At 67.7% G+C, this 20,745-nt stretch carries 15 protein-coding genes; 6 read left to right on the top strand and 9 right to left on the bottom strand.

Annotation, left to right across the window (positions count from 1 at the left end):
• Nucleotides 1-232: 232 nt before the first annotated feature.
• From ACQPYS_RS17770 to ACQPYS_RS17760, 3 genes are all read left to right on the top strand, one after another.
• On the top strand, nucleotides 233-769 hold the full coding sequence (locus tag ACQPYS_RS17770) for a GNAT family N-acetyltransferase (protein ID WP_433490231.1): 537 nt from the start codon (nucleotides 233-235) through the stop codon (nucleotides 767-769).
• A 254-nt stretch (nucleotides 770-1,023) separates the two neighbouring features.
• Nucleotides 1,024-2,202, top strand: a complete 1,179-nt coding sequence (locus ACQPYS_RS17765; RefSeq protein ID WP_433490230.1) for a cytochrome P450 — start codon at nucleotides 1,024-1,026, stop codon at nucleotides 2,200-2,202.
• Nucleotides 2,203-2,907: 705 nt separating this feature from the next.
• Entirely contained in the window at nucleotides 2,908-4,008 is a 1,101-nt protein-coding gene (locus tag ACQPYS_RS17760; RefSeq protein WP_433490229.1) for a cytochrome P450, read from the top strand.
• A gap of 186 nt (nucleotides 4,009-4,194) precedes the next feature.
• On the opposite strand, the gene ACQPYS_RS17755 is transcribed toward ACQPYS_RS17760, so the two are convergent.
• Nucleotides 4,195-5,373 carry an alpha/beta hydrolase family protein gene (locus ACQPYS_RS17755; RefSeq protein ID WP_433493069.1) on the bottom strand — a complete coding sequence of 393 codons (1,179 nt, stop codon included), beginning with the start codon at nucleotides 5,371-5,373 and terminating at the stop codon, nucleotides 4,195-4,197.
• A gap of 521 nt (nucleotides 5,374-5,894) precedes the next feature.
• The gene (locus ACQPYS_RS17750; RefSeq protein ID WP_063035088.1) at nucleotides 5,895-6,830 is read right to left on the bottom strand and encodes a helix-turn-helix domain-containing protein; all 936 of its coding nucleotides are present in this window, start codon (nucleotides 6,828-6,830) and stop codon (nucleotides 5,895-5,897) included.
• A 147-nt stretch (nucleotides 6,831-6,977) separates the two neighbouring features.
• Here ACQPYS_RS17750 and ACQPYS_RS17745 point away from each other — a divergent pair, with 147 nt between their 5' ends.
• Complete coding sequence (locus ACQPYS_RS17745; protein WP_433490228.1) at nucleotides 6,978-7,871, top strand: IclR family transcriptional regulator; 894 nt, start codon at nucleotides 6,978-6,980, stop codon at nucleotides 7,869-7,871.
• A gap of 188 nt (nucleotides 7,872-8,059) precedes the next feature.
• Nucleotides 8,060-9,226, top strand: a complete 1,167-nt coding sequence (gene hsaA, locus ACQPYS_RS17740; protein ID WP_433490227.1) for a 3-hydroxy-9,10-secoandrosta-1,3,5(10)-triene-9,17-dione monooxygenase oxygenase subunit — start codon at nucleotides 8,060-8,062, stop codon at nucleotides 9,224-9,226.
• A 29-nt stretch (nucleotides 9,227-9,255) separates the two neighbouring features.
• On the opposite strand, the gene ACQPYS_RS17735 is transcribed toward hsaA, so the two are convergent.
• The 6 genes from ACQPYS_RS17735 to ACQPYS_RS17710 all read right to left on the bottom strand — a co-directional run bounded on the left by ACQPYS_RS17735 (nucleotide 9,256) and on the right by ACQPYS_RS17710 (nucleotide 18,902).
• The gene (locus ACQPYS_RS17735) at nucleotides 9,256-9,999 is read right to left on the bottom strand and encodes an SDR family NAD(P)-dependent oxidoreductase (RefSeq protein ID WP_431937663.1); all 744 of its coding nucleotides are present in this window, start codon (nucleotides 9,997-9,999) and stop codon (nucleotides 9,256-9,258) included.
• A 355-nt stretch (nucleotides 10,000-10,354) separates the two neighbouring features.
• Nucleotides 10,355-11,809 (bottom strand): MFS transporter, encoded by a 1,455-nt coding sequence (locus ACQPYS_RS17730; protein WP_433490226.1) that lies wholly within the window; start codon nucleotides 11,807-11,809, stop codon nucleotides 10,355-10,357.
• 413 nt (nucleotides 11,810-12,222) lie between these two features.
• Entirely contained in the window at nucleotides 12,223-14,337 is a 2,115-nt protein-coding gene (locus tag ACQPYS_RS17725) for an FAD-dependent oxidoreductase (protein ID WP_433490225.1), read from the bottom strand.
• A gap of 131 nt (nucleotides 14,338-14,468) precedes the next feature.
• Nucleotides 14,469-15,161 (bottom strand): TerD family protein, encoded by a 693-nt coding sequence (locus ACQPYS_RS17720; protein WP_433490224.1) that lies wholly within the window; start codon nucleotides 15,159-15,161, stop codon nucleotides 14,469-14,471.
• A gap of 375 nt (nucleotides 15,162-15,536) precedes the next feature.
• Nucleotides 15,537-17,486, bottom strand: coding sequence for an APC family permease (locus ACQPYS_RS17715; protein ID WP_433490223.1), 1,950 nt, complete (start codon nucleotides 17,484-17,486; stop codon nucleotides 15,537-15,539).
• A gap of 201 nt (nucleotides 17,487-17,687) precedes the next feature.
• The gene (locus ACQPYS_RS17710; protein WP_433490222.1) at nucleotides 17,688-18,902 is read right to left on the bottom strand and encodes a M20 metallopeptidase family protein; all 1,215 of its coding nucleotides are present in this window, start codon (nucleotides 18,900-18,902) and stop codon (nucleotides 17,688-17,690) included.
• A gap of 51 nt (nucleotides 18,903-18,953) precedes the next feature.
• Between ACQPYS_RS17710 and ACQPYS_RS17705 the strand changes: the two genes are divergently transcribed.
• Entirely contained in the window at nucleotides 18,954-19,865 is a 912-nt protein-coding gene (locus tag ACQPYS_RS17705; RefSeq protein ID WP_433490221.1) for a dihydrodipicolinate synthase family protein, read from the top strand.
• On the opposite strand, the gene ACQPYS_RS17700 is transcribed toward ACQPYS_RS17705, so the two are convergent.
• A complete protein-coding gene (locus ACQPYS_RS17700) occupies nucleotides 19,841-20,743 on the bottom strand; it encodes a Gfo/Idh/MocA family protein (protein ID WP_433490220.1) in 903 nt (300 codons plus the stop codon). The two genes, ACQPYS_RS17705 and ACQPYS_RS17700, sit on opposite strands and share 25 nt — an antisense overlap.
• Nucleotides 20,744-20,745: the final 2 nt, after the last annotated feature.

The raw sequence follows: 20,745 nt of genomic DNA, 5'->3' as shown, positions 1-20,745 counted from the left end.
TGCTCGCCGACCGTCTCGGGGCGCCTTCCATTGCGAGTCGGGATTCGCTGTCGGGATGGCGGTCGACTCCGGGTGAACGCGCCGCCGCGCTCGTAGCGGTCCAGGGCAGCCGAACCTGTTGGCTCGAGTACCACTGGTAAGGGTGAGATCGGGCCGATATCCTGGGCATATGCTGGGGAGGCCGGCCATAGAAGATCTCCCGCAGGTACCGCGTCCGAGAGCCACCGCGGATGTGGAACTGCGTCCGTGGTCGTTGTCCGCGGCAGACCTCGAGCTCGTTCGGGAAGCGTCTGCCGACGATCTGATTCCGCTGAACACGTCGGCGACCTTCTCACGCGAGGCCGCAACGCGGTTTGTCGAACGTCAGTGGCGGCGAGCGGCCGATCGAACCGGCTATCCGATGGTGATCGTGCGGCGGCGAGACGACGCACCACTGGGAAGTATCGGCCTGTGGTTGAAGGACATCGACGAAGGCCGTGCCTCGCTCGGCTACTGGGTGGTGCGCTCTGCCCGTGGGCACGGCGTCGCCGCGCATGCGCTGACGGCAGTGGCTACCTGGGCGCTGGAGGAACTGCACATCCCACGGCTCCAGCTCTATGTCGAACCCTGGAACCGCGCATCGATCCGCACTGCGGAGCGAGCCGGTTTCGTATGTGAAGGGCTCCTCAGGTCGTGGCAGAAGGTCGGCGAACGACGCCGCGATATGTTCATGTACGCGCGTCTGGCAACGGAAAGCTCCGCCGAGGCGGATCGGCCCGGCACCGGTTAACGCTCAACGATCACTCGGGGCTCATGCGTGTGTCCCGGCGCATCGGGACCGGCCGCCGGCGGTCGAAGATGATTGTCGGCACCGTGGCCGATCCCCGGGGCCGGAGTACCCGCCACGCGGTCGACCTCCGCAGGCCCCCGCTTGTAAAATATTCGCGACCGTGCTTGATCTGCGTTCGTACGCACAGCCGGTGCAGAAATCCGGCGCGAGAACATCCGAGGAATCGCTCACCCTCTCTATGAGAGGACCGTTCGATGGGTTTTGCAGAGATGCGCCGGTTCCGGCGTGACCCGTTGGTTTTCCTCGAAAATCTGCGCCGGACCAGCCCGATGGAGGTGTTCGGGCTGCCGTGGGGTGGGTGGTGTGTCGGCGATACGGGGCTGGCACTGACGGAGCTGCGTGACCGCGCATTCAATGGGGGGATGTCCGGGTTCTTCGGTTCCATGCTGCCTTCGCGATCTGCTCAGATCGATTTCGGCCGCGCGGCGCGCGCCATGCTGCGGACGTATACGCCCGAGTTCCGCGAGTCCCTGGCGGCGGCGGTGGTCGATATGCCCTCCGTCACCCGGTGGCCCGCGGCGGGGGTCGAGCTGGTGTATCGCTGCACTGCGGACGTATTGCTGCACCCCGACGGTTCACCCGAACTGCGGCGGTTATTGGAGCGAAACGCACGCGTCGGTGCGCTTCGCCCGGCTCGAATGGCGCGGCGGGCGCGGGCGCAGCTGCTGCGCGCCCAGTTGTCCACACCGTTGCAGGAGCAGATCCGGGACCGGCGCAGCGCCACCGGTCGTACGGTGGCGGCCGAACCACGGGATCTGCTGGATGCCGTGATCGGTGCCTGCCCCGGCGGGGTCGTCGAATCAACGATGGCGGAGCTGTATGTGCTGATGTACCGGTCCATTGTGGGACCGCTGGGCTACTCGCTCGCGTGGTCGGTGCTGCTGGGCAGTCTCGAGTCTCCCGGTTCACCATGGCCCTGGCCCGTCGACCGGGTGGTCCGTGAGGCGCTGCGGCACCGGCCGGTCTCCTGGATGGTCAGCCGTTCTGTCCCGTATCCCGCCGAGTTCGGGGGGATGGCCTTCCGGGCCGGCGACCTGCTGTCCGTCAGCCCCTACCTGCTCCACCACGACAGAGAGCACTGGGCCGGACCGGAGACCTTCCAACCGGACCGCTGGATTCGACCGGACGGCCACGGCCCCTTCGTACCCTTCAGTTCCGGCCCCTTCACCTGCGCCGGCGCCGCGGTCGCCCACGATCTGGTCACCGATGCGGCCACCATACTCACCGAGAACGCCTGTCTGCGCGTTATCGGCGGCGGTGACACCCGCCCGATCGTGACCAACGCCGCGATCCCCAGGCCGTTCACCCTGCGGCGTATCCCCGCACACCCCGTCCGCGCCCGACCGAGCCCCGGGAAGGAGGTGACATCATGATCAAGGCATTGCGGTTCATCTTCACCAACAGGCCGACCCGTTCCTGGAACCCCGCTGAATACGGATGATCCGGTGGATAGGGATGATCTCGCTACCGGCTGGATGGCTCGAATACCGTGCGCAAAGGTACGAGAGCCACCCGGTCGGCGACTCACCGTGATCCGATGCCCGGGTGGCGGTGATAAAACAGGCCTCCTGTGCCACGGTATGGTGCATGATCCGGCGGCGCCGACCATCGCTCATGGGCCGCCGATCGACACCACGCAACTCCCAGTATTCACGGTCGAATCGACCGATCCGGAGAGGAATGCATGGATCTCCACGGCGGTGGCCGGTAAGTCGCCGGAGTACGTGCGGCATACCTGTGGAATCACCTGCGGGCGAAGACGAAACCGTGCGTTGCAGATCGAATACGGCGGTGATCAATGCCGGGCGGTCGGTTCGGATCGGGCGTCTTCCTCGAGTAGTCTCGCCTCGGGCGTTCCGGTGGCGTCGGCAGAGGTGCTTCCGGGCGCCACATCCGCCCGCCCATATGGAGTGACACAGTTGTTTTCACCGACGCCCGATGCTCAGTCCGCCACACTTCCACTCGTCCACGGATCACCACAGAGCACTGACGGGCCTCGGGTTCCGTTCTACGCCGAGGAGATCGCCCAGGAGCCGCACCGCGCCTATCGCGAAATGCGCCGCCGATACGGTGCGTTGGTGCCGGTCGAGTTGGCTCCCGGCGTCCCGGCGACACTCGTGGTCGGCTATCACACTGCTGTGCGCATCCTCAACGATCCTGAGCACTTCCCGGCGGATTCCCGTATCTGGCAGCGAGATATCCCGCGCGATTGCCCCGTGCTCCCCCTACTGGAATGGCGCCCGTCGGCAGTCCGTAACTCCGGCTCCGTGCACGCCCGTTACCGGCAGGCAACCGTCGCCGGGGTGAACGGGGTCGATCTCTACTCGCTGCACAGCCGAGTGGAAAAGATCGCCGTGCCGCTCATCAACGCCTTCTGCACCACCGGTTCGGCGGAACTCATCGAGCAGTACGCGTTCCCGCTGACCTTCGCGCTCCTCAACGACATACTGGGCTGTCCGGCCGAAATCAGTCAACGCGCGGCGGCCGGAATGGCGACAATGATCGAGGGATCGACAGCGGCCGCCGCCGAAGGCAACGCCATGCTGGAACAGGCCATGGCCGATCTGGTGGGCCTCAAGAAGTCCGAACCCGGTCAGGACATCGTCACCCGGATGGTGCACGACTCGGCGAACCTCGACGACGAGGAGATGCTGCACAACGTTTACAGCTTCTTCGGAGCGGGAATCGAACCGCTGCAGAACCTGATCGTCAATTCGCTGCGGCTGATTCTCACCGATGAGCGTTTCGCGGGCGGCATCCTCGGCGGGAGCCTGTCGACCCGGGACGCCGTGGACGAGGTGCTGTTCACCGACCCGCCGGTGGCGAATTACGCGGTCTCCTTCCCCCGGCAGCCGGTGCTGATCGACGGCGTCTGGCTGCCTGCCCATCAGCCGGTGATGATCAGCCTCGCCGCGTGCAACAATGATCCGGCCATCGATACCGGGGTGTATACCGACAACCGTGCCCATCTCGCCTGGAGTATCGGAGCGCATATGTGCCCGGCGAAAGAGGTGGCCTACCTGGTGGCGCAGGAGGCCATCGATCAGCTGCTCGACGCTCTGCCCGAACTGCGCCTCGCCGTGCCGGCCGAGGAACTCACCTGGCGCCCCGGGCCTTTCCAGCGTGCGCTGACCGCACTGCCGGTGGAGTTTCCCGAATCCGCGCCGCTCACAATTTAGTCGACGAACCGATGCGATGTTCCGGGCGCTCGCCGTCGGCGCCTTTCCGTGTACGCGGCACCCGGGGTAGCTGCCGACGGAGTTCCGCCTGCCCGTGAGCACGGACGGCCGGTGCGAACGCCGGTCCGGCATGGAGACCGTTTCCCGGATATCCGCCGGGACCGGTGGTCGAAGTGGACTCTGCGATCATCCGGCCGCACAGATGTCGGTGGCGGGCTCTCCCGAAAGCGCCGCGGCCGCGAACCGCTGCGCGTCGGCCAGTGAGCCGGGGACAGTCGCGCGGTGGTCCTGGCCGTCGTAGACCCGGTAGTCGACCGTCGTCCCCTTGCCGCACAGCGCGTCGACGAGTGCGTCCGTACTCGGCTCGGTCACCAGCGTGTCCGCGCTGCCCTGGGCGATCAGCACCGGCACCTCGGGAACGGTGACCGACGGGTCTTGTTCTTCCAGATACCGGGTCAGGGGGCCGAAGTCGGCATCGGGTGCGAAGATCTCGGTGGCCGGTATCGGCGGAACTTCGCGGATCTGCGCCACACAACCGGTGCGCGCCGCGTGCAGCATCGGCCGGGCGGCCGGTGTGAACAGCTTGTCCGGGTCGATAGCCGGTTGGGCGACGTGCGCGCCCAGCACGATGAGCGGCAGGAATGCCGCGGCGGCCGTGGCGCCGGGCCGGCCGCTGTCGACGAATTCGACCATCCGGCTGAGGCCGATACCACCCGGCGCGATGGCGACGGCACCTTTCAGCGAGAGCTCCGGTTGCCGGGCCGCGGCGTACTGGGCGGTGAACAGCGCGGCCTGGCCGCCCTGGCTGTGCCCGGCGGCGACCCAGTCCGTGCCGATCGAACCGTTGAGCGAGCGAGCCGCCTGCACGATATCGGTCACAGTGTTCGCTTCGCTGACCCCGTTGATGTACGGATGTCCGCCGGGGGTTCCCAGGCCCTGGTAGTCGGTTTGGACAACGACGTATCCACGCTGGATCCAGGTGTCGAGAACCTGGGTCACCGGACCGATGTAGTCGTGGGCCGGACCGGTGTCGGTATCCCGTGAGGGCGCGCAGGGATCGGCATACCCCGTTGTTCCGTGCGCCCAACTGATCACCGGCCATCCGTCGGCGGGCGGGGCCGACCGGGGTACGGCGACGGTACCCGTCACGACGATCGGCCGGCCGTGCGCGTCGTGGGAGGTGTAGGTGATCAGATCCGTTCTCGCGGCACTCGGTAGCGCCGCCACGGTGGTCAGTGGTCGGGCGCCGAGCAGCGTCCCGCCGGGAACCGGAGGGCCGGCCGGGGCGACGCCGACTCCGCCGCCGGCGACGATGATCAGCACCGCGCTGACGACTACGACGGTCGCTGTGGACAGCCGCGGGATCGAGCAGTGAATGAACAAGATTGACCTCCGGAATCGGAATCCTGACGGGATAAGCGCCGGGACCTGGGCCGTCCTCGGCGGGTGATCGTGTCCTCGGGACGGGATCACCGGGTGGATTCGGACCTGTCCGTACCGGCCGGCGGGGTGCGGTACCGAGATCGTTGGGCAGCCGCTGGTCCGGGCAGCTGCCGCGCGGCGATTCGCGCCGTCGGCGGTCGAACCGGTGCGATCGGTGAAACCGTCCAACATCCGACCACGCTTTCCGGCATCGGATCCCGGTCGAATATTCGACCGCGTCGGTAGATTGTGTTGGCGGTCACGGTACAGCGGTCGAGTGCGCCGGTCAACCTCCGATCGTCGATCGCCCTGCGGACGGTGCGTTCCACTGCGGGAGGTCGGTTGTCGCCCGGTGCCGGTCGGGCGAGAGGGCTGCGCGACGAGAGCCCGTCGGCCGTCCGCGGCGGCGGTCCGGCGAACCACCGCATGTTCCGCGATTGATGATTCGGCTGCGGCGATGAGGTCTACCCGTGGGGGTTGCGGCCGCCGAGTTCGATGGTGAGCGTGTCTGCCGCGGCTTTCAGAGCGGACCCGCGTTCGGTGATCTCGGCTACCGTGAGATCGGTCTGCAGATTGATGACCAGCAGTAACTCTTGATCGCCCGACCTGTCGAAGGTGGGTGCCGCGATGACCCCGACCCGATGAGTCGAATCCGCGCCGCCGGCCTGCAATTCGTCGTGCAGCAGTACACGGCGGCGTCCCATGCCCGCCAATAGTTCGGTGATCAGGCCGCGCAGATCGGGGGAGAGGTCACGGGCAGTGGTGCTTCCCAGTATCCGGTAGACCCGTTCGAGTGTGGGTGACAGGCGCTCGACGAGGTACCCGACGGTGTGGCATTCGACCGCCATGCGCCGGAGATCGCCGAGGTCGACCCCGGCCATCCACGTATGCTCCGCCCGTACCAGCTGTTCGAGTGCTTCGTCGGATTGCCACAGCAAGTACATCAGGGCGGTCGGCAGGGCGACCGGGAAGATCTGTCCCACGTCGACGGGTGGACGCGGCCCCGGCGGTGCCGCGACCTCGAGCACCATGAATTCGTCGCCCACTCGACTCGAGGCGACGCACAGGGCGTCGAACCGGCGGCTGAGCGACGCCAGCCGCTCGGACACCGCCGGCTCCGGCGCGAAATCGCGTTGCGCCGCCCGGCCCGCGGTGACCATCGCCGGACCCAGCCGATAGGTCTTCGTGTCGGGGTCGCAGCGGAGGTAGCCGCGAGCGGTGAGTTCGGTGAGAATCCCCAGGCAGGTCGGCTTGCTGATCCCGCAGCGCCGCGCCACTTCGGACAGGCCCGGCTGCACACCCCGGTGCCGCACCAGGAAATCCATGATGTCGATCACGCGCGTGGTCGGCGGCGAGGCGCTTTGGTCGCGCTTCGCCGCATCCACCGAACGATCAGCCATCGACCAACCCTAGGTGAGTCGCCGGGTGTAGCGTCCAGGGCCCGCGCCCATGTGGATCTTTCCGGTGGCCTGAGTCGCCGCTATAATTAGAATTCATTTCAGTTTTTCTGCCTGCTCAACGCAGAGGCCGGGTTGGTTGGAGGCTCGATGACGATCGTTGATACGGGTTCGGTGTCTCCGATACAGAATCCGCGGCATGATCTGCCGCCGTCGATGGTGGAACGTATGACGCTGATCCTCGACGCGTTCGACAGCCCTACGGCGCGCTTGCCACTCGAAGAAGTCGTATCCCGGACCCTGCTGCCGCGCTCGACCGTGCACCGGATCCTCGATCAACTCGTCCGCTCGCACTGGGTCGAACACACCTCGTTCGGATACCGGCTGGGACGGCGGGCACTCGGACTCGGTGGCGGCAACGGCGGCCATGCCCAGGTCCGTGCCGCCGCCGCGCCGCTGCTACACGAGCTGCATATGCGTACCGCGATGGTGGTGCATCTCTCGGTGCTCGACGGTGGCGAGACCGTCTACCTGGACAAGGTCGGCGGCCGGTTCGCGGCTTCTCTCCCGTCGCGGGTGGGTGGCCGTGGCCCGGCCTACTCCACTGCGGGTGGTAAATCGATGCTGGCCTGGATGGACCCGGAAAATGTCGACGCCCTCTATCGGCGTCGGTTGAACCGGTGCACCGAACGCACCATCGCCGATCTGGTGACCCTGCATCAGGAACTCGATCGAATCCGTCAGCGCAACGGTGTGGCGTTCGAACGCGGTGAATCGGTGCGCGGCATCTCATGTGTCGGTGTGGCGGTCCGCGGGCTCGACGGCCCCGCGGCCGGCATCTCGCTGTGCGGTGACGCCGGCACCGCACAGCTCGAGCGGGTCGCCCCACTGGTCGCCCACGCGGCCCGGGAGGTGTCGCGGACCCTGTATCCCGAATCCGGTGCGCCACGCCGCGGCCGTAAACCTGTGCCACAGCCGGAAACCAGCTGGTCCGCCGAGGCGCTCGACCGCTTGTTGGCGGTTCAATCCGGACAGTGGCTCTAGGGCGCGCGGCGCCTACCGCGGACTCCGGACCGCCGATCGCCCCCCGGTTCGTCCGGACTCTTCGCGGAGATGATGACCGGACCGCGGTACCGACCTGCCGGGTCCCGCTGGACGAGACCTGGCCGGGCATCCCGGCGGGCACCTCCACATACCATCGCCGCGACCGGCCGAATCCTCAGGAGTTCCCGATGACCGATCATGTCCGGCACGCGGTGCGCGAGCTGTTACCGGTGTTCGCCGCGCGGGCGCGGCAGGTCGACGAATCGGGACACGTCCCCCGCCGGACCATCGATGAATTGCGGAGCACGGGTGTCCTGGCGATGTTGCAGCCCGGACGCTACGGCGGGGCCGAGGGCGATCCGGTGGAGTTCTACCGGATCGTGCGCGAAGTCTCCGGGGCGTGTGGTTCCACCGGATGGTTGACGGCGGTGCTGGGTGCGCATCTGTGGCATCTGGCGCTGTTCGACCAGCGTGCCCAGGACGAGGTCTGGGGTGCCGACAGCTCGGTGCCGGTGTCCTCGGCGTACGCGCCGACGGGGCAGCTGGTGGCGGTGGACGGCGGGTACGAGCTCACCGGCCACTGGAAGTTCTCGTCGGGTTGCGACCACCCGTCGTGGGCGTTGCTCGGGGGGTTGCTCTTCGGAGCCGAAGGCCGGCCGGTCGACTTCATGACCGCACTGGTTCCGGAGCGGGACTACAGCATTCGGGATGTCTGGGACGTGGTGGGAATGCGCGGTACGGCGAGCAATGCGATCACGGTGGACAGAGCGTTCGTTCCGGAGCATCGGGTCGTGCGCAACTACGAGACCGCCCAGCTGAGCGGACCGGGTCAGAAGGTCAACACGGGTCCGCTCTATCGGTTGCCGTTCGCCACGATCTTCACCTACGCCGTCACGGTCCCGATCGTGGGTATTGTCGCCGGCTGCTACGAATCGTATCTGGGCGAGATGCGGGAACGAGTACGGCTCAGCCTCGGCGGTGGCCATTTCGCCGAAGACCCGTTCGCCCAGGTGGCTGTGGCCCGAGCCGCGTCGGAGGTCGATGCGGCCACCCTCCAGCTGGAGCGCAACCTCGGCGATCTGTGGGACCTGGCCCGCGCCGGTGCGGAGCTGCCGACGTGGATGCGCCTGCGGTCACGCCGCGATCAGGTGCGGGCCGGCGAACGCAGCCTGGAGGCAATCGATCTCCTGTTCAAGACGGCCGGGGGCAATTCACTGCACCGCGGGAACCCGATCGAGCGGGCCTGGCGGGACGCGCACGCCGGTAGTGCGCACGTCGCCAACGAGCCCGAACGCGCTCTCGCCCTGTACGGCCGGGGCGCACTGGGGCTACCGGTGGAAGACAATCTCGTCTGACCCCGGTCCGTGCGGGGCCGGCCGCCCGGTCAGCGCAGCTGGATCATGCCACCGTCGGCCATCACGGTCTGTCCGGTCATGTACCGGGACTCTTCCGAGGCCAGGAAGACGACGATCGGGGCGATATCGTTTTCGGGGTCCCCGATTCGTGCCAGCGGTACTTTCGATACGGCCGCGGCCGCCTGATCCGGATGTTGCGCGGCCCAGGCAGTCACTCCTTCGGTCGCGGCGAAGGGGCAGACCACGTTCACCCGGATACCGTCGGGCGCCCATTCGTTGGCCGCGACCCGGCTCACGCCGCGGATCGCCTCCTTGGCCGCCACATACGAGGTCTGCTTCGGCATCCCGTCGAGCCCCGATCCGGAAGCGAAGTTGACGACCACACCTCTCGACTTCTTCAACTCCTCGTAGCAGGCCTGCATGAGCTGCACGGTAGGGAAGAAGCCGGTACGAAACGACAGGTCGAACATTTCGGCTGTGGTGTCCACCAGCAGGGCCTGCCGGGACGCGTGCGCATTGTTGATCAGGATGTCGACAGCACCGAAAGCGGAGATCGCGGCATCGCGGATCGCGGCCGCGGCGGTGGGCTGCGAAATATCGATGGGCAGGAACCGTGACCGCGCGCCGAGTTCGGCCTCGAGCGCGGCACCGCGGTCCCGGTCGATATCGGCGAAGAGGACATTCGCTCCCTGTCGGATGAACACGGTGGTGATCGCGCGGCCGATCCCGCCGGCTCCGCCGGTGACGATCGCGACCTTGTTCTGCAGTTTCACAGCGCTCCTCTAGTAGACGGTGTCAGGAACCGATCCGCTCATATTCGCCGTCGCCTCGGGCATTCCGGCATCGTGGTCTCGATGGCCGGGATCGCGGTCCATCGGTGGAGCCCGGACGAGAGGCGTGCGCGGGTGATCGCAACCACTTCGGCGGCCGGTCCTACACGGTGGTCGAGATCATCGGCGACCACTATTCGAAAACCCCCTGTACGGAGCCCCGTTCAGCCTCGGCCGAATCCGCAGTGGCCCTTTCCGCCGACCGGGTGGAAAGGGCCACTGCCGGTCCACACCTCGACGAGCCGGCGGCCCGGGGCCGAGCCGCTGTGACACGGCCCCGGGCGCGACGCCGGATCGGTTATGTCCCGGTGGAGGTGGTGTAGACGGTGCCGCGTCGGATCAGTAGCGAGAGAGCGACGGTGAGTACCGTGCCGACGAGCATGATCGTGACGACCGCGTCGAGACCGAACGCGGTGTTGACCCCGGCGACGGCGGTCGCCGCCAGCACCGCACCGGCGACGGAGGTGCCGATGCCCTGTCCGGCGGTGCGAACGACGGCATTGAGCCCCGCGACTTCACTGGTGTTCTCCACGGCCACGGTCTCGACGATGAGGTTCTGCAGGGCGGTGTACGCGAACGAGGCCCCGACCGAGACACACACCAGCACAACGAACATCCCCAGCATCGAATGGTGGGAGAAGTAGGTGAGTACGCAACCCGCCGCATAGATCAGGCCGCCGATCAGCAGCGATATCCGGGATCCCACGGTGCGGGTGAGTCGGCCGCTGAGCGGGGTGAAGGCGAAACCGAACATCGCGCCGGCGAAGGTCAGTAGACCGGCGTCGGAGGGTGACATACCGATGCCGAACGGTGCGTCCTGCGGGGATTGCAGGATCAGCGCGTTGACCATATTGCCGATACCGAAGGGGCCCGCGGCCAGCGTCACGGTGGCGAGCATCGTCAAGGCGAGGGGGCGATCGGTGAGTATCCGGACATCGACGATCGGATCCGCCACCCGGAGTTCCCAGCGTACCCACAGCAGCAGGGCGACAAGTCCGCCGAGGATCAGGCCGAGGGTTTTGCCGTCGGTCCAGCCCCAAGCGCTGACCTTGTTGATACCCAGCAGGATTGCCGCGATGGCCGGTGCGAAGACCAGGGCGCCCAGATAATCGATCTTCTGCGTCGCCCCGGTGGGGGGCCGCCAGGGCAGCACGAACAGCACCAGGGCGAGCATGCAGGCGGCGTACACCGCCGCGACGACGAAGATCATATGCCAGCTGGCGTAGTCGATCATCAGGCCGGCTATATAGGCCGCGGCGGCGCCCGCGGCGATAGCCGTTCCGGAGATGACGGCCACGGCAACCGGAATCTTCGTCTTCGGCAGATGTTCACGGGCCAGCCCGACACACAGGGGGAGGATAGCGCCGGCCAAGCCCTGGACGGCGCGGCCGAGGATGATGGCGCCGATACTGTCGCCGAGCGCGCTGATCAGGGAACCGACCACCGTGGCCGCGAGGATCACGACGAGAACCCGCTCGCGACCGTACATATCACCGAGACGACCGCATACGGCCGCCGCGGCCGCCGCCACCAGAAGGAACGCGGTGACCGTCCAGCCGACCGTACCGGCATCACTGCCGAAATCCCGGATGAGTGTCGGGATCGCGGCGAAGACCATCGACGATTCGAATGCGCTGATTATCTCGACGAGTACCAGAATGGTGATGATCGTCCCCGTGGAACGTTTCCTGGCGAAGCGTCCGGATGTGGGAGCCGGACCGGCCGGGGCTACCGGGTCAGGGAATGTCGTCATGGAATTCCTCCAGAGAGCGTTCGTGAAACGGAGGGAAAATCCGCCACGTCGGCACAGGCTAGAGTGACGCACAGCACAACAGGGCTGTGGTCTCGTTGTGCGGGAGTCGTCGGACGGCCGGTTGATCAGCGGTGACGGCGATGCTTCCGGCCGATGACATCGCCATCGCCGAATAAGCCGGTGACGAGAGGTTTTCGAGGCTCGTCGACGTGGCTGGGCCGATGATCGCCGATGAAGTCATGCGCTCCGCCGGCCCGTCGCAGCGCATGACTTCATCGTCCTGCGGCAGCCCGCGTCGGAGCGCGAAACGGCCAATTTTCGGGCCGATCACAGAATTGGCCGAACGGTTGTGAGAACAGCGTGTAATCACCCTTTCGGCGCGCGCTGTTTCTGGTGAAACGAGTCGTCAGAACTCACAACTCGGTCGCGACATCCCACGCGGAATGAATCGCGCCCTGGATGTAATCGACCTTCGCGGCGTCCCCCACCACATGGATTTCGGGAACCGTCCCCGCCAGCGCCTCGGCCAGCGGTGCTCGCGCCGAAACCTCGGAGGCGACGACCACCATATCCGCCGGTGTGGTCTGCACCCGGTCCCCGATACGAAACTCGACGTCCGATTCGGTGATCCGCAGCATCGTGGCACCGCGGTGCAGTCGCACGCCCGCCGCACTCGCGTGGCGAACGGCAGTCCACCGCCGCGGCATCGCCATCGGCACGCCGAGTTGCCGGCCTTCCTCGAGCAACGTCACGTTACGCCCACGTTCGGCCAGGAATTCCGCGAGTTCCAGTCCTACCAGGGACCCACCGATCACGACGACGTTCTTGCCGATCGGCAGATACCTGCGGGTGACGGCGCGGATCGCGGCCGGGCTCTTGGTGATACCGGAGAGTTTGCCCAGTGTGGCGATGACCCGCAGCGGTGCCGATACCCGCGCGACGTCCCCGGAACCGGTCAGCAGGGCGCGCAGGGTGTCGCCGGTGTGCACGTGCGGTAGCTCGCTACCGGGCACCGCCGGACGCCCGCGCACCGCTCCGGTGGCGACGACCACCGCGTCCGGGTTCAGCGCCCGGATCGACGATACGGTGGCTTCGGAGTTCAGGCGGATATCGATATCCGGACGGTCGACCTGAACGGTGAGCCACTTCAGCAGTCGCTGGTTGTCGGGTGTGGTGAGGCCGGAGAACCAGAGGGTGCCGCCGAGCCGATCCGACTTGTCCAGCACCGTGACCCGGTGCCCGCGTTCGGCGGCCACCCGGGCGGCCTCGAGTCCGCCCGGGCCCGCGCCGACGACAACGACATGCTTGCGGGCATCGGCGCGCACCAGCGGGAGCAGCGATTCACTGCCCAGCGCGGGATTCACCGCGCACAGGGGAGTGTCGTCCCAGAAGTTCTCCTGCACGCACACATAGCAATTGATGCAGGGGCGAATCTGTTGTGGACTTCCCGCGCGCAGCTTGTTCACCAGTTCCGGGTCGGCGAGTAGCTGGCGCCCCATCGCGACGAAGTCGGCCGCGCCTTCCGCGATCGCCTTCTCACCGACCTCCGGGAGTATCCGGCCGACGGCGATCACCGGAATACGCACGGCCTTCTTCACCTCGGCCGCCAGTTCGGTATAGGCGCCGACCTCATCGGGCAGGGGGCCGTCGGTGAAATTGGAGAACGGGTTGCGCCCCCATCCGGTGATGTGGAGGGCGTCGGCACCGGCCGCCTCGAACAGCACCGCGGCCGCCACGGCCTCCTCGGTGGTCAGCGCGCCGTCCTCGCCGAATTCACGCCCGGCGACGCGCACCAGGATCGCGAGGGAATCGCCGACCTCCGCCGCGACCGCGCGGATCACCTCCACCGCCGCTCGCGCCCGGTTCTCCAGGGATCCGCCGTATTCGTCGGTGCGCCTGTTGTCCGCCCGGCTCAGGAAGCCGCCGAGCACATAGCCGTGCGCGACGTGGATCTCGACCGCGTCCGCACCGGCGTCGCGCACCCGGGCGGCGGCCGCGGCGAAGCAGCGCACCAACCAGTCGATATCGTCCTTCGTCGCCTCATGATATGTGGCATGCCTGCCACCGGTGACGGCCCCCATCTTCTGCAGCTCATCGGGGGTGCTGTCCGCCAGTGCGGACAGATCGCCGGGCGCGCCCGGCGCCGACGGGACCAGCAGCGGCCGGCCCTGGACGGTGTCGATACGCGCGATTTTGCCGTGGTGTGTCATCTGCACGCATAGTTTGCTGCCCGCGGCGTGGACGGCGTCGGCCAGCTCTCGCAGCCCGGGTACGAAGCGGTCCTCGGAGAGACCGGGTTCCTTGGTGCTCGCGCACCCGATCGGATAGGCGACAGCGCAGGCACCGGTGATGATCAGCCCGGTCCCGCCGGCCGCGCGGGCGGCGAAATGGTCGATATCGCCCTGCTCTATCTCGCCGTCGTCGCAGAGGTTCATATCCATCGCCGGCATGACCACGCGGTTGGTCAGGGTCATCGGACCGATGGTCCCGGGAGCGAGGAGGTGCGGAAAGGTCTGCGTGCGGGTCACGAGTAGGAAGTTAGATCGCCGAGGCAGTCACGTGACGAACCGTTCTCGATCACCGAGACCCCGACCGGCGACCGCGGCCACGCCATCCCCGTCGCCGGCCGCAACCTCCGGATGATCATCGCGACCGCGACTCAGATATCGACGCCGTGGTCGCGGGCTATCCCGGCCAGTCCGGACGCGTAACCTCGTCCGCTGGCACGGAACCTCCACTCGTCGCCGTGGCGGTAGAGCTCACCGAAGACCATCGCGGTCTCGCAGCAGGCGTCCTCGGTCAGATCGTAGCGGGCGAGTTCGGCGCCGGTGGCGCGGTCGACGATTCGAATGAACGCGTTGCGTACCTGGCCGAACGACTGTTGCCGGGCGTGGGCGTCGTGGATGGAGACGGGGAAGAGGATATTGGTGATCGTCGGTGGTGTGGCCGCGAGGTCGACATTGATCACTTCGTCGTCTCCCTCGCCTTCACCGGTGCGGTTGTCGCCGGTATGCTCGATGCTGCCCTCGGGGGAGCGCAGGTTGTTGTAGAAGACGAAATGCCGGTCGGAGAGTACTTTTCGATCTGGACCCGTGGCCAGGGCACTGGCGTCGAGATCGAAGTCCGTGCCGGCGGTGGCGCGCACATCCCAGCCCAGCCCGACCGCGACCGCGGTCAGGTTCGGAGCCTGTTCGTACAGCGAGACATTGCCGCCCTCGGCGAGAGCGACGCCCCTGCCGGTTCCTTTTCTTTCGGTACGACCCCCGGTATGGTGCCCGCCGAGAGGAGTCGTGGACGCGGGGATCGGTACCGGATCCGCGGTTCTCACCGCTGCGATGTCCAGACGTGGCACGGACCGGAACGTCGGTCCGTGACCGGGTTCCGCGGTGCCGTGGAGTGAACCGTGCCGGTGCGATGACGCTCCGGCCGCACTCGCGGGGTGCTCGATTATGTGCGTGCTGTCGCCGCGGTCGAGTGTGTCGGCGATAGAAAGGACTCGGCGTCGCAACTCGATCAGCTCGATCGAGTCCCGGCTCAACCCGAACCCCGCCTCGTGCGCGACGCGTGTGGCGCGCGCGGATTCGGCATTCGCCGACCAAACGGCCCGGCGGAGGTGTTCCGCGGTGGCGGATGGGCCGGGCGGGTCGGGCCGGGCATGTGGTTCCCCCTCACCGATCGTCACGCTTCGACCCTACCGTCGGATCGGTACCGGTCCGGCTGCGGCTCGTCACCGGCGTCGCTGCCCGGATATCCGGTGCTGTCCGGGTTCGGTGTCCGCCGCCGGCTCCGGGCCGAGGGCGGGCCGCAGCTGGTAGGGCACGCTGGCGACGACGACCCCGGGTTCGAAATGCAACCGGGTCTTCAGGCGCAGTGCGCTCTGGTTGTGCAGTAGTTGTTCCCACCAGTGTCCGGCGACGTGCTCGGGGATCACGACGGTCACGACATCGCGCGGGTAACCGCGGCGTAGTCGGCGGATATAGTCGAGGATCGGCCGGGTGATCTCCCGATAGGGGGATTCGACGATCGTCAACGGGATGTCGAAGTGTTGCCGCTCCCAGTTGTCGCGGAGCCGCCGGGCTTCGGGTTCGTCGATGGCGACCGACAGTGCGGTGATCCGGTCCGGACGGGTGAGCTTGGCGTACCCGAGGGCGAATACGGTGGGTCGGTTGACCTGGGAGACCAGCACGATCGCGTGATTGCGGCTGGGCTGGACGAGTTCGGCGTGCTCGGGCACCGACATCGTCGCACCGACCCGGCGGTAGTGGACATTGATCGCCTTCATCATCGCGTACAGCACCACCATGGCGATGATCGCCAGGTAGGCGCCGCCGGCGAACTTGTAGCGGATAACGATGATCAGGACCAGTCCGGTGGTCACCGCGCCGGTGAGATTGATCAGTTGTGACCGGCGCATACGGGTGCGGGTCACCGGCTCGGAGGTCTGCGCGCGGAGGCGTTGCCAGCGGCGGACCATACCGGTCTGGCTCAGTGTGAACGAGGTGAACACCCCGACGATGTAGAGCTGGATCAATTTGTCGATATTGGCGTCGAAACCGATGATCAGCACGACCGCGAAGCCCGCGAGCAGGAGCACACCGTTGGAATAGACGAGCCGGTCACCGCGGTGGTGCAGCTGCCGTGGCAGGTACCGGTTCCGTGCCAGGATCGAGGCCAGGACCGGGAAACCGTTGAATGCGGTATTGGCGGCAAGGATCAGAATTGCCGCGGTCGAGAGCTGGAAGAGCAGGAACGCTATCGAATTCGCTCCCCATATTCCGGCACCGAGCTGGCTGATCACCGACGGGAAGCCGTCGGGATAGGCCCGGGCATGCATTTTCAATGCCAGAGCGGTGAGCCCAGTGAACATGGCGATGGCCAGCGCACCCATGATCGTCAACGTGGTGGCCGCATTGCGGGCCCTGGGTGGGCGGAAGGACGGAATGCCGTTGCTGATCGCTTCGACACCGGTCAGGGCGGTGCAGCCCGACGCGAATGCCCGCAGCGCCAACAAAACGGTCAAGTATCCGCCGGTCGGTTCGCGCGCGACCAGCTGCTCACCGGCCCCCGACGCGAGGGGGATCCCGACGCCGAACACGTCGCGGGCGGCCGCGGTGGCGAGCAGCAGGAAGACCAGCACAATGAATGCATAGGTCGGAGCGGCGAACGCCTTCCCGCTCTCCTTCACCCCGCGGAGGTTGGCCACGGCCAGCACGATCACACCACCGGCCGCGAGCTCGACCGCATACGGCTGCAGAGCCGGAAACCGTGAGGTGATGGCGAGAACCCCGGCCACCACGGACACGGTCACGGTCATCACGTAGTCGACCAGCAGGGCCGCGGCAGCGGTCAGCGCGGCCTTCTCCCCGAGGTTGTCCATGCTGACCACGAACGCCCCGCCGCCACCGGGATAGGCATGGCACGTCTGCCGGTAGGAGAGCACGACCACCGCCAGCAGTACCCCGACCGCCACCGAGACGGGTGCGGCCAATCCCAGGTAGGTGACGCCGCCGAGACCGACTATCAGCAGGATCTGCTCGGTGGCGTAGGCCACCGACGAGATCGGATCCGAGCAGAACACCGGAAGGGCCAGCCACTTGGGCAGCAATTGCCCCCGCTCGCGTTCGGTACGTAACGCGGGCCCTACCAGCAGTCGCTTGACGACGCCGACAACGGCCACTTCTGAAGCATAGATCCGTGCGGCACCGGCCAATAGAGTCCGAGCGGCTCCAGTTCGCCGGTCCCGCCGCGCCGGCGGAGGGGCGATTCGCCGGGTGCGCCGACCACCCGTCCGCGGGTCGTTCCGGTACGCCGGGGCCGCACTGCTGCCTACGCGCGCCGGGTATCTCAGCGGTCGGCGACCGGTTGGTCCCGCCGGACGCTACGCGCGGCCGCGGCCGGGCGAACCGGGGGCGAGCGCGTCCAACCGGGTGATCGCCCATTCGGTTTCGAAGCGGATCCCGCGTTCGATCACGGCATCGTCGAATACGGCGAACGGTGAATGGTTCGACGGTGCCGATGCGGGGTCACGGCCGGGTGGGCAGGCGCCGAGCAGGACGAACGCCCCGGGTACGCGGTCGAGGAACCACGAGAAATCCTCGGAGGCCGTGCACGGATGTTCCATCACCTCGACCGCGGAATCTCCGAACAGCCGCCGGGCTGCGGCGATCGCGAAATCGGCCTCGGTATCGGCGCTGACGGTCGGGATCGCGACCTCGGTCAGTTCGGTGTCCGCCTCGACTCCGTGGGTGGCGGCCACACCGTCGGCCACCCGGGTGACGAGGGTCCGCAACCGGGCCGAATCCGCCGCGGTGAACGCGCGGGCCGTACCGCTGAGCTGCGCGGTATCCGGGATGACATTCCCGCTGTGACCACCACTGATCTGGCCGACCGTGGCAACCACGGGGGTCAGCATCCCGAACGTGCGGGTGATCGCCGTCTGGAGCGCGGAAACGAAAGCCGCGGCGGCGACGATCGGGTCCCGGGCGGTCTGCGGTGCCGAACCGTGCCCACCGCTACCCGTGAACGAGACGGTGAACGTAGTCGAACCCGACATCATCGGCCCGCGGCGCATTCCGAAAACTCCGTGCGGTAGATCGTAGGAGAACACGTGCAGGCCCAGCGCGGCATCCACCGGTCGGCCCGCCGCGTCCAGTACGCCTTCCGCCAGCATCGTCAGCGCCCCGCCCCAGTTCTCCTCGCCGGGCTGGAAGACGAAAACCACGTCCCCGGCCAGTTCGGCGCGCCGGGCGGTGAGCCGGTGCGCGGCACCCACCAGCATGGCCATGTGCAGGTCGTGCCCGCAGGCATGCATGGAGCCGTTGCCGGCGGCATAGTCCAACCCGGTCGACTCGGTGACCGGGAGCGCGTCCATATCCGACCGGATCAGGACCACCGGAGCCGGGCCGCCGCGCACCGCGCCGCCACGCAGGACCGCCGTGACCGACGTGGTGGCGGTCCCGGTGGACACCTCGAGGCCGAGTCCGTCGAGCGCGCGCAGGATGCGCGCCCGGGTCCACGGCAGGTCGAGCCCGACCTCCGGGTTGCGGTGCAGCTCGCGACGCAACAGGATCGCATCGGCAATCGAAACGGTCATCGGTCACTCCTGTTCGGGGACGATCGGTCCGGTATGGATAGGGTTGGCGGCATGGAGTGGTTCGGACAAGCACGCGACTGGGCCGCCGCGGCACGTGGTCGCCTGTACGCGGCACCCGCCACACCTTTCGATTCCGCGGGCCGGGCACGGCCGGAGTTCGCGGAGAACTATTTCCGTGCGCTCGTCACCGCCGGAGCCGACGGGCTGGCGATCGCCGCGCACACCGGTCGCGGCCCATATCTGCCCGCCGGAGTGCGTACGGAACTGATCGGCGCGGCCCGCCGGGCGGGCGCCGCGACCGTCGCCGGTGCGGTGACCGCCGAGGAAGTCCGGGTGGCGGCGGCGGCCGGTGCCGAAGCAGTGCTGGTGTTCCCGGCACCGGGTGACGCCGGGGCGGTGCGGCGCCACCTCGACCGGCTGTGGGAAGCAGGCGGGTTGCCGCTGATCGGGTTCGACCTCTACACCGCGCCGTATCCCGACGATGTTTTCGCCGCCGTCGTCACCCATCCGGCGGTGGCCGCGGTGAAACTGGCCCGGCTGTCCGACGCGATCGCCTGCCAGGACCGGATCGCGCTGGTCCGTGAGCACGGCAAACTCGCCGTCACCGGCGAAGACCGGATGTTCGGCGCCTCGCTCACCTGGGGTGCCGAGGCCGCGCTCGTCGGGATCGCCGCAGCCGCAGTGGGTATCACGCGCGCGGTACTCGATACCTTCACCGGCAACGATCTGCCCGCGTTCCTGGCGGCCACCCGGCGTCTCGATACCCTCGCGGCGACGACATTCCGGGAGCCGATGGATGGATACGTGCAGCGTATGGCCTGGATCGCCGGAGCCGAGGGATCGCTGCCGGGCGAATTGCTCACCGATCCCTACGCGCCGGCACTCCCGGACGATGAGCGGGAGCAGGTCCTGAGCGTCCACCGGGCGCTCACGACCGTTCAGTTGCCGGTTCGCGCCAACTGAGCCGCCCTGAGCGTGGTCCGCACCACCGCCCGGCTCCGCGCCCATGGCACCGGCGGCGGCGCGCCCTCGGCCATGGCCAGTACCGCCCGCAGACAATCGAGGTAGCCGAGACCGTCCGGATGGTCGAGCGCTACCCGCCGGATCCCGGCCTCGGTGTGTACCACCACCTCGTACCACTCCCCGGTGCCCGCCCCGACGATATCCACGCTCACCGGGATCCCTCCGGCCGCGACGGCGTGCAGCGCGGCGGTGTTCTCCGAGATCGTGACGCTGCCCGGGATACGGGAGGTCACCCCGCCCAACGGTGTGACCTCCCGTTCCAGGACCGAGTCGAGCATTTCCCACGCGTGCAATCCCATCGATACGGCGGTACCGCCCCCGTCGGCCGGATCGTCCTGCCAGCGGCGGGCGGCGGTGGTGAACGCGCCGATGCCGTGCCGCACCGAAACATGCGCGGCAATCGGTTCCTCGCCGGCGAGTTCCGCGGCCAGCGCCCGGATTCCGGGGGCGAATCTGAGCACCGAGCCGGTGCAGAACCGGCCGGACCGGGCGCCGACCGCCGCGTCCAGCGCGGCCAGTCCGGCCATATCGGCCGCCGGAACCTTGTTGAGAAAGCAGGCGATTCCGCGGTCGAGCACCGCCGCCACCACCGGGGCGATCCGGTGTGGCCGCGGCGTCACGATCACGACATCCGGTTTCCGGTCCAGGAGATCTGCCAGGCTCTCGTGCGTGGTCGCCTGCCATTCCCGGGCGAAGTCCGCGCGCCGGGAGTGGTCGTCGGGATCCCAGACGGCCAGCTCGTCCACCCCGAGCGTCCGCGCGTTGCGCGCGTCGCTGAAAGGATGTGAATGGGCCACTCCGGCGAAACCGATGCGCATAC

It is taken from the genome of Nocardia grenadensis, assembly GCF_050942415.1.
Classification (GTDB): Bacteria; Actinomycetota; Actinomycetes; order Mycobacteriales; family Mycobacteriaceae; genus Nocardia; species Nocardia grenadensis.
This window is presented reverse-complemented; position numbering and strand designations above follow the sequence as displayed.

What these genes read in the sequence shown, in the direction of transcription:
- ACQPYS_RS17765 (WP_433490230.1), top strand. Translation starts at nt 1,024, where the DNA reads ATGGGTTTTGCAGAGATGCGCCGGTTCCGGCGTGACCCGTTGGTTTTC.
- ACQPYS_RS17750 (WP_063035088.1), bottom strand. Translation starts at nt 6,830, where the DNA reads ATGGCTGATCGTTCGGTGGATGCGGCGAAGCGCGACCAAAGCGCCTCG.
- ACQPYS_RS17745 (WP_433490228.1), top strand. Translation starts at nt 6,978, where the DNA reads ATGACGATCGTTGATACGGGTTCGGTGTCTCCGATACAGAATCCGCGG.
- hsaA (WP_433490227.1), top strand. Translation starts at nt 8,060, where the DNA reads ATGACCGATCATGTCCGGCACGCGGTGCGCGAGCTGTTACCGGTGTTC.
- ACQPYS_RS17730 (WP_433490226.1), bottom strand. Translation starts at nt 11,809, where the DNA reads ATGACGACATTCCCTGACCCGGTAGCCCCGGCCGGTCCGGCTCCCACA.
- ACQPYS_RS17710 (WP_433490222.1), bottom strand. Translation starts at nt 18,902, where the DNA reads ATGACCGTTTCGATTGCCGATGCGATCCTGTTGCGTCGCGAGCTGCAC.
- ACQPYS_RS17705 (WP_433490221.1), top strand. Translation starts at nt 18,954, where the DNA reads ATGGAGTGGTTCGGACAAGCACGCGACTGGGCCGCCGCGGCACGTGGT.
- ACQPYS_RS17700 (WP_433490220.1), bottom strand. Translation starts at nt 20,743, where the DNA reads ATGCGCATCGGTTTCGCCGGAGTGGCCCATTCACATCCTTTCAGCGAC.